This window comes from Spiroplasma endosymbiont of Polydrusus pterygomalis (genome assembly GCF_964030825.1).
Taxonomy (GTDB): Bacteria; Bacillota_I; Bacilli_A; order Mycoplasmatales; family VBWQ01; genus Spiroplasma_E.
On the sequence record NZ_OZ034964.1, the window covers coordinates 628,729 to 643,331 of the forward strand.

10 protein-coding genes are annotated in these 14,603 nt (G+C 24.0%); 9 read left to right on the forward strand and 1 reads right to left on the reverse strand.

What is annotated here, in order from left to right; translation table 4 throughout:
- Window positions 1-65: 65 nt before the first annotated feature.
- The 9 genes from ACQH25_RS03125 (at window position 66) to ACQH25_RS03165 (ending at window position 13,343) form a co-directional block, all read left to right on the forward strand.
- On the forward strand, window positions 66-266 hold the full coding sequence (locus tag ACQH25_RS03125; RefSeq protein ID WP_425381776.1) for a hypothetical protein: 201 nt from the start codon (window positions 66-68) through the stop codon (window positions 264-266).
- A 132-nt stretch (window positions 267-398) separates the two neighbouring features.
- Entirely contained in the window at window positions 399-2,033 is a 1,635-nt protein-coding gene (locus ACQH25_RS03130) for an APC family permease (protein ID WP_425381777.1), read from the forward strand.
- A gap of 90 nt (window positions 2,034-2,123) precedes the next feature.
- Window positions 2,124-3,665, forward strand: coding sequence for a glutamine-hydrolyzing GMP synthase (gene guaA / locus ACQH25_RS03135; protein WP_425381778.1), 1,542 nt, complete (start codon window positions 2,124-2,126; stop codon window positions 3,663-3,665).
- 5 nt (window positions 3,666-3,670) lie between these two features.
- Entirely contained in the window at window positions 3,671-5,137 is a 1,467-nt protein-coding gene (gene guaB / locus ACQH25_RS03140) for an IMP dehydrogenase (RefSeq protein ID WP_425381779.1), read from the forward strand.
- A gap of 2,086 nt (window positions 5,138-7,223) precedes the next feature.
- Complete coding sequence (locus tag ACQH25_RS03145) at window positions 7,224-8,432, forward strand: hypothetical protein (protein ID WP_425381780.1); 1,209 nt, start codon at window positions 7,224-7,226, stop codon at window positions 8,430-8,432.
- The gene (locus ACQH25_RS03150) at window positions 8,411-8,935 is read left to right on the forward strand and encodes a hypothetical protein (protein WP_425381781.1); all 525 of its coding nucleotides are present in this window, start codon (window positions 8,411-8,413) and stop codon (window positions 8,933-8,935) included. Before ACQH25_RS03145 ends, ACQH25_RS03150 begins: the two co-directional genes overlap by 22 nt.
- Window positions 8,936-9,157: 222 nt before the next feature.
- Window positions 9,158-11,869, forward strand: coding sequence for a magnesium-translocating P-type ATPase (gene mgtA / locus ACQH25_RS03155; RefSeq protein WP_425381782.1), 2,712 nt, complete (start codon window positions 9,158-9,160; stop codon window positions 11,867-11,869).
- 149 nt (window positions 11,870-12,018) lie between these two features.
- Window positions 12,019-13,077: an ankyrin repeat domain-containing protein gene (locus tag ACQH25_RS03160; protein ID WP_425381783.1), complete on the forward strand. Its 1,059-nt coding sequence runs from the start codon at window positions 12,019-12,021 to the stop codon at window positions 13,075-13,077.
- Between the two features lie 65 nt (window positions 13,078-13,142).
- Window positions 13,143-13,343 carry a hypothetical protein gene (locus ACQH25_RS03165; RefSeq protein WP_425381784.1) on the forward strand — a complete coding sequence of 67 codons (201 nt, stop codon included), beginning with the start codon at window positions 13,143-13,145 and terminating at the stop codon, window positions 13,341-13,343.
- A 1,110-nt stretch (window positions 13,344-14,453) separates the two neighbouring features.
- On the opposite strand, the gene ACQH25_RS03170 is transcribed toward ACQH25_RS03165, so the two are convergent.
- Window positions 14,454-14,585 carry a hypothetical protein gene (locus ACQH25_RS03170; RefSeq protein ID WP_425381785.1) on the reverse strand — a complete coding sequence of 44 codons (132 nt, stop codon included), beginning with the start codon at window positions 14,583-14,585 and terminating at the stop codon, window positions 14,454-14,456.
- Window positions 14,586-14,603: the final 18 nt, after the last annotated feature.

The following is a 14,603-nucleotide window of genomic DNA, read 5'->3' on the forward strand; positions in this document are numbered from 1 at the left end:
TCAAACAGTAAATTTAAAAATAAATATGCAAAATATTAAAGATATTAATATTTAGGACATTAAAGATGAAAGATACAAGTATTAGTAAAAGTATTGTTCAATTACTTAAATTAGTTATTCAAATCAAGATGGCAAAAGCTAGCAATGATTTATCTAATATTTCTTTTAAAATTAATGATGAAGTTGCTAATAAAGTTGATACTTTAGCAAAAAATGTTAAATATAAACTATGCATTATATTTAACCATATAATAGTAAAAAAGTAATATTTGATTACCATTAATTAGTTAAATATTAATAATATTATATAAATATTTACTTAATATATATCTAAAAAATAATTATTTTCAGTTATAATATTAAGAATAACTTATTTTTTGAAAGGGATTGCTAATTGCATGTTTAATTTAAAAAAATTAAAATTTTGAAAAAAAACAACATCACAAGCAAATAATGAAAAAATTACACTTCATGAATTAATATGAATTGGTTTTAATTATACTTGTGGTATTGCATTCCCAATGGCATTAATTGGTATTTATTACTGAAATAATGGTGGTATTGGTTTACATATGTTATGAGTTATTTTATTATGTGCATTAATTGCTGTTGGTACTGCTCTTGCCTTTACTAAATGTAGTCGGGTTTATCATGATACTAATGGTGGTGCTTATGTTTATGTGCGTGGTGTTTTTGGTCGATTTTGAGGCTGATTAATTGGTTTTATTCAATATATTACTTTACCTTCAACAATTATTGTGACAATTATTTCGATGTTTCGCGTTAATTTAGATCAATTATCAATTTTTAATTGAACTCCCGAACGATGATCAAGTTTGATTATTGATAGTATTGGCAATTTTATTTATGGAGTTGTTGCCAGTTTTATGTATTTTGGAATGAAAGGCTTTCGTTGATTTGTTAATATTTCTGGTATTATTAAATGAGGTTCTGCTTTATTTTTAATTGTTTGTGCTATTATTTTAGTAATAACTAATAAAGGGTTAGCATTTTCACAAGCTGCAGCAGGAACAAAGAATATTAAGTTAACGTTACCAAAAATTAATAATGCATTTAGTGGTTTTTTTTATTTTTTTATTGGTTTTGAAACATTTATTGTTATTGGAAAAAATGTTAAAAATCCAACCAGAAACTTTGGTAAAGGTATTTTACTTATTTTGTTATTATCAACTATTTTTTATCTAGTCGTATCAGTATTGGTATTTGGTGCAATTACGCTTGATGGTACCAATGGCAATAATGGTTGATCTAATGCTACTAATGAATATAATCCAAATAATGTTATTTCTGGAATTGCTGGTGTTACTGGTATGATTGTTTTAGTTATTTCTACATTATCATTAAAATTAAATGGTGCCATGCAAAATTCTTTATATTCAGGTGGTATGATTCAACCATTAGCTAAAGAAGGATATATTACTGAAAAATTAGCTAAGTTAAATCAAGAAAATATTGCACTGCGCGCTAGTACTGCTAATTTAATTATTACTATTATTGCTTGTGTTATGATGTTAATAATTCCTGATTTAATTGATGCACCTTTTGATTTTAATACTGTCCTTGGATTTTCTACTAATATTACAATTTGTGTTTATATTTTTGTGTTGATTGCTACTTGTGTTATGGGTTATCGGCAACAAATTAAACTTAAAATTTGAGAGTGACTGGTTTTTATTGTTTGTGCTTTATTTTTACTTAGTCAGTTTGTTGTTTTTAACTATGGTATGATTAATGACATGATTAATAAAAAAGGCGAAACATTAATAGCTGTTATTATTGAATTTTTAATGTTTTGAATGTTTATTGTAATTGCTATTATTTGATATTTTATTTATTATCGGCCAAAATTAAAAATGCGTTGAGCAACAAATTTAACTTATCAACAGCAATTGGATGAAGAATTTGTACCAATGACTGAAACAGAAGCAATAAAATATTTACTTAATGAACCAGAAGATGAATTAGCACGCATTAAAATTCATGAAACTGAAGCAAGATCAGTGACAACTTAATTTAAGAATAAATTTTATATTTATCAATATAAATTATTTTATTTTTCATTAAAAATGATTTAATTATTAGTAATCTTTGGAGGAAAAAATATGATAAAAACACAAGTATTGATTTTAGATTTTGGCAGTCAATATACGCAATTATTAGCAAGAAGAGTAAGAGAAGCAAATGTTTATACTGAAGTTTTATCATTTGATGTTAGCTGTGATAAAATAAAAAAATATCCTAATTTAAAAGCAATTATTTTATCTGGTGGACCAGCAAGTGTTTATTTAAAAGATGCTTATCAAATTGATGAAGCAATTTTAGATTTACCAGTTGCCATTTTAGGTGTTTGTTATGGTATGCAATTATTAACAAATCATTTTCAGGGAAAAGTGGAATTAGCAAATAAACAAGAATTTGGTAAATCAACTTTATATATTGATCAACCAGATAATAAATTATTTACCAATATTGTTAATAAATCTGAAGTATGAATGAGTCATGCTGATCATGTTACTAAAATCCCAAAAAACTTTATCGAAATAGCTCACTCTGATAATGCAATGGCAGCATTTGCTCACTTAACTAGACCAATTTATGGTATTCAATTTCATGCTGAAGTTACCCATTCAGAATATGGTAAAGAAATAATAGCAAACTTTTTATTTGCAATAGCAAATTGTACAAAAGATTGAGGTTTAGATGATTTTATTACTAATCAAATTGAAGCAATTAAAAATGAAGTTCAAAATAAACAAGTTATTTTAGGGTTAAGTGGTGGTCTTGATTCATCAGTTGCAGCTGCTATTATTGCAAAAGCAATTGGCAAACAATTAACTTGCATTTTTGTTGATACTGGATTATTACGTAAAAATGAGGCAATTGCTGTTATGAAAACTTATCAAGAAAATTTTACCCTTAATCTTGTGATGATTGATGCTAGTAAACAATTTTTTGCTGCACTAAAAGGGGTTAAAAATCCTGAAGAAAAAAGAAAAATTATTGGCAAACAATTTATTGATGTTTTTACTACAGCAGCAAAAAAAATTAAGACAGCTAAGTTTTTAGCCCAAGGAACAATTTATCCCGATATTATTGAGTCATCAAGCAAAGATGCAACTTCAAAAACAATTAAAACTCATCATAATGTTGGTGGTTTACCTGATGATTTACAATTTAAATTATTAGAACCATTGAAAACATTATTTAAAGATGAAGTACGAGCAATTGGGTTACAACTTGGTTTACCTGAAACATTAATTAATCGTCATCCTTTTCCTGGACCTGGTTTGGGTGTTAGAGTTATTGAAGAAGTAACTAAAGAAAAATGTTTGATTTTACAAGAAGTTGATGATATCTTTATTAGTAAATTAAAAGCACATAATTTATATCATAAAGTATCACAAGCATTTGCTACTTTATTGCCAGTGAAAACCGTTGGTGTCATGGGTGATAATCGTACTTATGATTATGTTGTTAGTTTAAGAAGTGTTAGTACCATTGATTTTATGACAGCAACAAGTTCCCATTTACCATGAGATTTTTTAGATGAAGTTGCTAATGAAATTATTAATAAAGTAAGTGCTGTTAATCGTGTCGTTTATGATATTACTTCAAAACCACCAGGCACTATAGAATGGGAGTAAAAAATATGAATAATGATTTAAATCAAAAAATAATATGTGAGGCAATTACTTTTGATGATGTCTTACTAGTTCCAGCGTTTTCAGAAGTTTTACCAAAAGACGTTTCATTAAAAACTAAATTGACAAATAACATTGAATTAAATATTCCAATTTTATCGGCAGCAATGGATACTGTTACTGAATCAGAATTAGCAATTGCCATGGCAAGGATTGGTGGCATTGGTATCATTCATAAAAATCTAGCAATTACTGAACAAGCATTAGAAGTACAAAAAGTTAAAAGAAATGAATCAGGTTTTATCAATGATCCAATTACTGTTCATGCGAAAACATTAATTAGTGAAGCAAAACAAATTATGAGTACTTATCGAATTTCGGGATTACCTGTCGTTAATAAAGAAAATCAATTAATTGGTATTGTTACTAATCGTGATTTGAAATATCTTGATAATGATACTTTATTAGTTGAAAATGTGATGACTACTAAAAATTTAATTGTTGGTAATCAAAAAACAACATTGGAGCAAGCAAAACAAATTATGTTAAAAAATAAAATTGAAAAATTACCAATTATTAAATCAAATAATAAGTTAATTGGTTTAATTACAACAAAAGATATTGATAAAGCAATTGATTATCCCAATGCATGTAAAGATGAGCAAGGGCGATTAAGGGTAGGGGCAGCAGTTGGTATTGGTGAAGATACTTTAACCAGAGTTGAAGCATTAGTTAATGCTAAAATTGATATTTTAGTTGTTGATTCAGCACACGGTCATAGTTTAGAAATTTTAAATACAGTTAAAAAAATTCATAAAATTTATCCTAAGTTAGATATTATTGCTGGTAATATTTGCACGGCATCAGGTGCACAAGCGCTTTATGAAGCAGGAGCAAATTGTATTAAAGTTGGAGTTGGTCCTGGTAGTATTTGTACAACTAGAATAATTGCTGGGGTGGGAGTACCACAGATCACAGCCATTAATGATGTTTACAATTGAGCAAAAAATAAGAATGTTACCATCATTGCCGATGGTGGTATTAAATATTCTGGTGATATTGTTAAAGCAATTGCTGCTGCTGCTAATTGTGTCATGTTGGGTAGTATTTTAGCAGGAAGCGAAGAATCTCCTGGTGAAGAAATTATTGTTAATGGTAAAAAATATAAAAATTATGTTGGTATGGGTTCACTAGCAGCAATGAGACGTGGTAGTGGTGATCGTTATTTTCAGAAGGGAAATAAAAAATTAGTGCCTGAAGGGATTGAAGCACGTGTTCCTTTTAAAGGGAAAGTCCAAGATGTTATTTTTCAATTAGTTGGTGGTATTAGAAGTGGTATGGGTTATGTTGGTGCCGAAAATATTAAAGCTTTAATTGTCAATACCAAGTTTGTCAAAATTTCAAATGCCAGTTTAAAAGAATCTCATCCTCATGATGTTGAATTAACAAAAGAAGCACCAAATTATAATAAATAGTTATCATCTTTAATATATTAAAAATTAAAAAAGTAAGTTTAATAAAACTTACTTTTTTACTATTAATAACAATGTCATTATTTTCGTTTACATTATGATGTTTAATGGTAATGTTGTTATTAGTTTTATTTATTGACATTTCAGAATAACCACCATCAAGGGCACTACCACCTAAAACTTCATATCTATAGTGAAAAATCAAAACAATTGGCATGTGAGAATTAATAGCAACATTTTTTCTAAGTCAGTTCTTAATTCAATTAATGCTGCCCGTGGATCACTTTTGCTATCATTTCAATCTAAAATATTTTTATTAATTAGTACTAAACTACATTGCTCAAAATGAATTCCTGATCAATTTCAAGAATAGATAGGAACTTCCCTTTTGCAGCATAATAAAGTAAAGGCGCTGGTGCTATTGCATTATACTTAACAGTATTTTGATTAAGTCATGTTTGATTAATTTTTTGGCTAGTATCAGCACCATATTGTACTCATTAAATTTGAATTAATATCGTTAGCAATTGCTAAATTACCACTCGTTATTGAGCAAGTACTACTGATAGTAAGTAATGTTAATATTTTGCTCATAGCTTTTAGTTTCCCTTTCATTAATTTATTGTATTGCCTTGCTGTGTTACTAATTGCTAATCATATTTGTTACTAAAAATAATTTATTTTATATATTTGTTAGTTTAACTTTTCATAACTTTCAAATACTCAGTTTCTGTTTTGTTAAATCATTGATGTTTAATGTTAATTTTGATATAAATAATTTGTATTTAAAATATGTGTCATGAAGGCTTTGAATTAGTTATTTTTAAACTAAAGATAGTATCTTAAAAAAGATAAAAAAGCCACTACTGGATTAGTTGAAGAAATTATTGTTAATGGTAATATAAGAATTATATTAGTATGGATTCGCTTAAAAGGGAAATAAGAAATTAGTATTCAAAGGTTTAAACACATATTCTTTTAAAACAAAGTACAAGATGTTCTTTTTTAATTAGTTAGAGGTATTAGAAGTGATATGGATTATATTAGTAGAAAATATTATGGTTTTAATTGAAAATATAAGATTTATTAAAATTTCAAGTGCTGATTTAAGAAAATTTAATTTTCATAATATTTTATTTACAAAAAAACCAAATTTTAATTAATAAAAACTATGAAGTAAATTAACATTAATTTATAAACTATGTCATTTAAAAATATTTACTATTATAAATATAAATTTAAGAATTATGTAAGAAAATAAGGAGTAGTCTAATAAATGACATGATTTATTAAAAGTTTTTTTATTTTTTTAAGAAAAAAAAGATTAATAATATTTTTAATTATTATAGGTTTATTGTTATTGATATTATTTTTTTTAATAGAATTTATAAAAAGAGAAATTCATACTAATATTTTAGATTCATGACAAAATGTTTTTATAGGGTTTATAGCTTGTGATGTTACAATTATTTCAATTTTTTTTGGTGCTTTTATTCCATTACTTGTTGGAAATGTAAAAGATAATATTCCTTTATCATACTTTAATGTAATAAAACTAAAATTTTTTAATGAAATAAAATTTACCGTAGTTGCTTATATGTTAATTATACATATAATGCAATTAATATTTTGCATTTTTCAAGTTTATTACCAACCAATAATTATAATTTTCGTGATATTCACAATAATATATTATTTATTTATATTTTTTAATGGTTATCAAATATTTACAAAATTTAATTATGCAATTTATTATTTAAAACAAATAGATAAATTTTTAAATATGATAAAAAAAGATATTTTGAAAAATAAATTAAGTAAAAGAAAAATAAATAAATATAAAAAGAAAATAGATTTTATAATTTCAAGTTTTCCAGAAAAAGAGATTCATTTTCAAGAAATAGGAAATTTTAAAGTAATCTTAGGTATTAAATTATATTTTTTTGTAATTAATATTTTTTCTAATGGATTGTTTTTATATGAAAGATTTCATTTTTTTTAAAAAAATATATTAACCATAAACATAAAATATCTTAAAAATAATGATATGCAATTTTATCAAGAACAAAATATTATGGAAGAAATAATAATGGATAAATTAATAAACTATTATTCACTATGTGATATTGAAACATTAAAGGATATTTTCACTAAAATTCGCATTAAAAAAAATATTATTTTATTTGGTAACTTATCTTATTATGGAATGTCATTTTTAACAAAACTTCATGTAAAACTTACAAAAATAAAAAATTGAGAAATTGATCTTACTTGATTAATTTTTTTATCAAATTTTCTTAGTACAAATATAGATTTAGTAATTTTAAAAAATAAAAAACAAATAGAATGTAATAATAAAAAAACAGCAAAAAAATATGTTATAAAAAATATTTATATAAACCCTGGTTTATTTTTTCGTTATCATAAAATTTGTAATGATAAAAAAATTTTAAAAAAAATTTTTAATAAAAATGTTTTCAAGACATTACATACATATACAACTAATCAAGCATTATTTGCAATTGAAAAATTTACTATGGAAAGTATAGAGAATATTAAAATAATGTTACAATTAGACAATTTTAATATTCAAAAATTTATTTTTAATAAGACAATTATTTCTATGACTACTTTATTACAAGAGTTAAATAAATATATAGAATTAAATACTAAAATAAAAATTAATAATCGAATGTATTGAATAACTCAATTAAAATTATTGATAGAAAAATCAAAAATAAAAATTATATTTAATGATATAAAATCAATTAAATTTAAACAATTTGATGAAATAAGTGATTTTTTAGTAGAAGAAGTAACAATGGAAATATTAAATTCTGATGAATTAAAAAACCAAAATGCTTTACCGTATTGAACAAATAAAATATTTGAATATCTTAAAAAAAATATTGAAAATGATATTAATAAATATCATTTATATAATCATTTAAAATATAGTATTTATTTTAATTTTCCTATTGCTTTAAAAATATTATTCCGGAACTTATTACGAGTTCAATTAACAATGTATGATATTAATTCTAAATATTTTAAAAATGCTATGAATATAATATTAAGATTACAAAAAATTGATTTCTATTTTTTCAAAAATGATAATAGTTTATTAGATGATCCTCTTTGAAAATTTATTAATAAAAAATTTAATTTATATAAAGAGATTGATTATAATAATTCATTTTTTCATGATTATAAAGATGAATGATTTAACTTAACTTTATTAAATTCAGAAGACAGTATAAAGGAAGAAAAAATAAAATGAGAAAAATCAAAAAAATAAAATTAATATTTAATGAATTTTCCCATAATTCATTAATTTTATTTTGAACTTTAATTGATAAAGATGATAAAGAAGATAAAAAAGAATATTTTAATTTTTATAATATATTATTCTTTTATATTGAAAAAAATAAAATAAAATTAAATAAAAAAGTTATTATTTCTCTAAAACCATTTATTAAAATAGCAGAATTAAATATTAAATATTTTAATAATAAAAAAATTAATTTTAAGAAGTCATTAAAAATTACAAAAAAAGTAGTATTAATTAAATATAAAGGTAAAATTATCTATGTTTTTCCATATGAAAATAAAAAATATACTCATGCAATAAATGAGATTACTTATGTAAATTTTATTTATTTTTTTTTAAAATTTATAGAAAATTGAAATAAATATCAAAATACATTTAAAATCAAGTTAAAAGACTCAAAAATTTCTAATAATAATGAAGAAAAAAAGTATATTGATTATTTTGAAAATTATTATGATAATTTAAAATAATTATACAAAAAATACTCAGTTTCTGTTTTGTTAAATCATTGATGTTTAATGCTAATTTTGATATAAATAATTTGTATTTAAAATAATACAAATTATTTATTGAAAATAGAAGAATATTATTCTTAAATATTTGGTAGTTTTAAGAACTTTATTCACTAAAATAAAGTTCTTTTGATTTTAGTATACAATTAAATTATAAGTTTGAAGAAAGGTTGGTTGATGATGCAATTTTTTACAAAAAAGCATGCAGAACAAAAAACAACAACCATGTTTAAACAATATTCGCAGTTGTCAAAAGAGGAAATTATTCAGCAGTTAGATAGTAGTATTTATGGATTACAAAAAGATGAAGTAGAAGACAGACTTAAGAAATATGGGAAAAATATTTTCGCTCATAAACGATTTGTCTGGTACAAAAAATTAATGCAAAATATTTTTAATCCTTTTATTATTATTTTAATGATAATAGTTATCTATAATTTTATTAGTTATAGTATTATTGAAACTGGTAGTGATAAAAATGTTGATTTATATAGTGCTATTATCGTTTTAGTAATGATAATCTTGAGTGTTTTTATATCTTTTTTCCAAGATTATCGTTCCTATAAATCTTCAGAAAAATTACGACAGTTAATTGAAACAACAGCCAGTGTTTTTCGTTTTACTAATAAAAATCAAAAAATTGATTTTGGTGCTTTAAATAGTGTTGCCAATTTTACCAAAGAAGTTTTAATTGAAAATTTAGTACCTGGTGATATTATTTTTTTGTCTTCTGGTGATATGATTCCTGCTGATGTTCGGATTTTAGTTTCAACTGACTTATTTATTAATCAGTCAGCACTAACTGGTGAAACATTTCCCGTTGAAAAACATGCTATTAATACCAAAGATGATAATAAAAAAAGTAGCATCCTAGAATTAGAAAACATATGTTTTATGGGTACAAGTATTGTTTCAGGTGGGGCAATTGCAATTGTTATGGCTTCAGGCGTTAATACTTATTTTGGTTCAATTGCTAGTGCTGTTACTAGTAAGCGTCCCGTTACTAGTTTTAGTAAAGGTATTAAAAAAGTTTCTTACATTCTTATTGGTTTTATGTGTGTCATGGTACCATTAATTTTTATTGTTAATGTCATTACTAAAAATGATATTTTAACAGCATTAATATTTTCAATTTCGGTTGCTGTTGGTATTACTCCTGAAATGTTACCAATGATTGTTAGTGCCAATCTTGCCAAAGGTGCCATTAGATTATCACGTAAAAAGGTAATTGTTAAAAATCTAACGAGTATTCAAAGTTTTGGGGCAATGAATATTTTATGTACTGATAAAACTGGCACTTTAACTGAAGATAGAATTGAATTAGTTAAACATTTAGATCCAGAAGGTACTGAATCAAGCAAAGTTTTAGAAATGGCATATCTAAATAGTTCAATGCAAACTGGTTTAAAAAATAATATTGATAAAACAATTGTTCAACATATTAAAGCACATCATAATAAAATAGTTGAGATTCCTTATCGTAAAATTGATGAAATTCCTTTTGACTTTATTAGAAGAAGAATGTCAATCGTAGTTGCCAAAGATAAAATTAATAATACTTTAATTTGCAAAGGAGCAGTAGAAGAAATATTAAAAATTTGTACTAAAGTTGATATTGGCGATAAAGTAATTAATTTAACTGATAAAATTAAAGATAATGTTTTAAAACTAAGTACTGAACTAAACAATGATGGTTTGCGAGTAATTGCCATTGGTTATCAAAAGTTTAACAGTGATAAAACAGTTTTTAAAATTGAAGATGAAGCTAATTTAATTTTATTAGGATATATTGGTTTCTTAGATGTGCCGAAACCTAGTGCCATTAAAGCAATAACAACGCTTAAGCAACATGGTATTGATGTTAAAATTTTAACTGGTGATAATGAAATTGTTACTAAAGCAATTTGTAAAAAAGTAGGATTAGATCCAGGAACACCGTTATTAGGTACTGATATTGAAGATATGGATGATCAATATTTACAGACATTAGTTGATAAAACAACAATTTTTGCAAAAATGGATCCGTTACAAAAATCACGAATTATTGATATTTTAAAACTAAATGGTCATACTGTTGGCTTTTTAGGAGATGGCATTAATGATGCTGTGGCCTTACATCATGCTGATGTTGGGATATCTGTCAATAGTGCTACTGATATTGCTAAAGAAGCATCCGATATTATTTTATTAGAAAAAGATTTAGATGTTTTAGAACAAGGGGTAATTAGTGGTAGAAATACTTTTGGTAATATTTTAAAATATATTAAAATTACTATTTCTTCTAACTTTGGTAATTCGTTAAGTATTTTAATTGCTTCAATTTGATTACCATTTTTACCAATGATGGCAATTCAAATTTTATTACAAAATTTATTATATGATATTTCACAATTAGCAATTCCATGAGATAGAGTTGATGAAGATTTTATTAAAAAACCACAAAAATGAAATGCAAAAAGTATTTTACCTTTTGCTTTCTGAAATGGACCATTAAGTTCTGTCTTTGATATAACTACCTTTTTATTTTTAGGATATGGTTTACATATTTTTGCTAATTATGCTAATGGTAATGATATTGCCTATCAAGAATCATTATTCCACACTGGTTGATTTATTTTGGGAGTTACCTCACAAACATTAATTGTGCAATTATTACGAACTGCGAAGATACCTTTTATTCAAAGTATGCCATCAATACAACTATTTTTAACAACAATTATTATTACTATTATTGGTATTAGTATACCATATACCCAATTAGGACATACTATTGGTTTTGCACTAATTCCCTTGATTTTTTATGGTTATTTAGCAGTTGTTGTTGTTGTTTATTTTATTGCTAGTCAATTATTAAAAATGTTATATATTAAGGTTAATAAACGATGATTATAAATTAAAATTTACTTTTTAAAGTAACTTTATTGAATTTTTCGGTAAATTATCATAGAAAATATTTCTAAAACTAAAAAAAGTTTTTTATTGCTGTTACTTTGTTTAAAGGTAACAGGAATTTTATATTATGGAGAGGAAGAAAGAAAAATATGACAACCTTAAATCATCTTATTGAACAATTGCAAAATGGAATAATTAGTTTTTCTGTTATCGAAAATATGATTAATAATCAAAGCATTAGTAAGGAAGCAATTGATAATTTAGATAGTAATAATAGAAATGCACTTCATAATAGTTTTTTATTATTTTTAGATTCAGAAATAGCAAATGAAGATGAATATAAATATGATTTTCAGGGCGAAGTCTGAAATACTTCCACTCAATTAATAAATTTTACAACCAATAAAATAAAACTTATTAATTGATTAATAAACTATAAAAAAAATGATGAAAAGTTTTTAAATCAACAAGATATTGGAGGAAATTCACCTTTACATTTAGCAGTTTTCAAACAATGTATTGTAGATTGAAGATTTGCCGGAGAATTTAAGAAGATAGCAAAACAATTAATCAATAATTCGCATGTTAATCCTAATTTAGTAAATTTAGAAAATGAAACTCCATTTTGTAAATTGTTAATCCAAGAAATTAATAAAGTTGATTCATACCCGACAGCTAATGAAATTCGTGAATTAGTTTCTGATTTTGAAAAAAATACTAATTTTAATATTAATTATATTAATAATAATAATCAAAATCTGTTACATATTATTGCTAAATCTGGTAGCAAAACTGATTTTAGAATTAATTTTGCTATCAATAAAAAATCTAATTTTTATCAAGTAGGTAGTAATGGCCATACTCCTTATGAAATAGCAATCTTAAATAATAACTTTGAGATGTTAGAAATAATAGAAAATAATAAAAATTTTGACATTAATGCCACTATTGATGAGTTTAATAACACAATATTACATAGAGCAATTAGTAGCAATAATAAAAAAATTATAAGGACATTATTATCAAGACATGAAAATGATGATTTAAATATTGATTTTGATATTAAAAATAAAAATAATGAAAAACCATTTAAATTTGAAGATATCATAATTGATTGATTTAAAAATTTACTAACAAAGCAAAATGAAACTGAAATGATGATTATTGATTTTTTTAAAAAAATGAATGCGATTATAATAGCTATATAACTAGTGAACAATTAACTTGATGAACGTTAGCTATTAGATATAATTTAAAAGCAGTTACTAGTTATTTGGTTAATAGTGTATTAACTAATGCTAATAAATTAGATAACAATCCATTTAAAAATAAAAACTATCTTTTTGATGATGAAGTAAAAAAAGAAATCGATGATATGTTAGATGATTTATCATATGTTAATCCAGAAATTATAATAACTATTAAACAACTTCCTGACTTTCCTAATTTTAATGAGTTACAAAAAAAGTTTTAGAACAACGAGTAAATGCCAGCAATAATTTTAAACCATATCAAAGTGATCAAAATTTATCTGATGATGAAAAAGCAATTTTTCAAGTATACTTAGATGCGATACTAGATGATAATGAAGAAAACTGAACAGCAGCAAAGATAAGTAAATTTAATCAAATCCAAACATGATTATCAACAATTGACAGTGAAGCAAGTACAAGTTATTGTTTGGTAAATAATAAACAAACAAAACGGAAATTAGAAGATGAAGAAATTATTGAAAATAAAAAAAACAGAAAGTTATCATCATCTTCGTTTTGTTACAATTAAAATGAAAAATAAAATTACTTTTTTAAAAGTAATTTTATTTTTCATTATATATTTGTTGTAACCTAACACCAACAATTATTTGCAGAACCGTTTCACCAATAAGTTTAATAATGACACCATTGCCTTGATCATAATTGCCTATTTCTCAACAATATTATTACGCAATTAATAGTAGTGTTGCAACTGTTAATATTAGAACAAGTGCTAGAACCACTACTGTTAATATTGCTAATCCGGCATCACTCCCATAAATTATTAAATTAATATTCTTAATAAAATTATATTTTATAAAAATTAAAAACAAACAAATATGAACTTTATTTTATTTTTTGATGCTGGTACTTCGTTTTAAACCATAATTCCCTTTTTCTTACAATGATGTCTTAAATAAGTAACTCCTGTAATAATAAAAATTAAACCAAATAATACTGAGATAATTCATGTTGTACTAAAACCCCACTAGGGTTAGGGTTGGAAGAGTAGGAGGAACAGGTGGGGGGGTGGAACTCTAGCATTATTAATTAGTTGTAATGTTGTTTCATTAATACATTTTAGTGACTTGTCTTGAACAAAAATAGTAATATTTAAATTAACTCGAGTTTTACTTGTTAAAAATTGTTTTAAGATTGCATCATCTAAAGGTTTGATTCTATAATCATTTTCCTAAGTTAAACTGATCTTATAAAAATCAAAGGTTTGAGTAACATCTTTTTAAGATTTATGCTTTTAATTGCTCAATAGTAAAATCACTAAAATTAAATTCTTGAATTGCAATTTTATGCTACTTCAATTAACAACAGTCTTAAGGTCATAATGAACGAGCTGAGAAACTAGTTATTTGATCAAGAATATTTTTAATAGGAAATACAATCCGATTTTGATAAACATCAACAAATTGATTATTAAAATTTTTTTTAATTACCCTTGATGGCAATAATTAATTATGAGTATC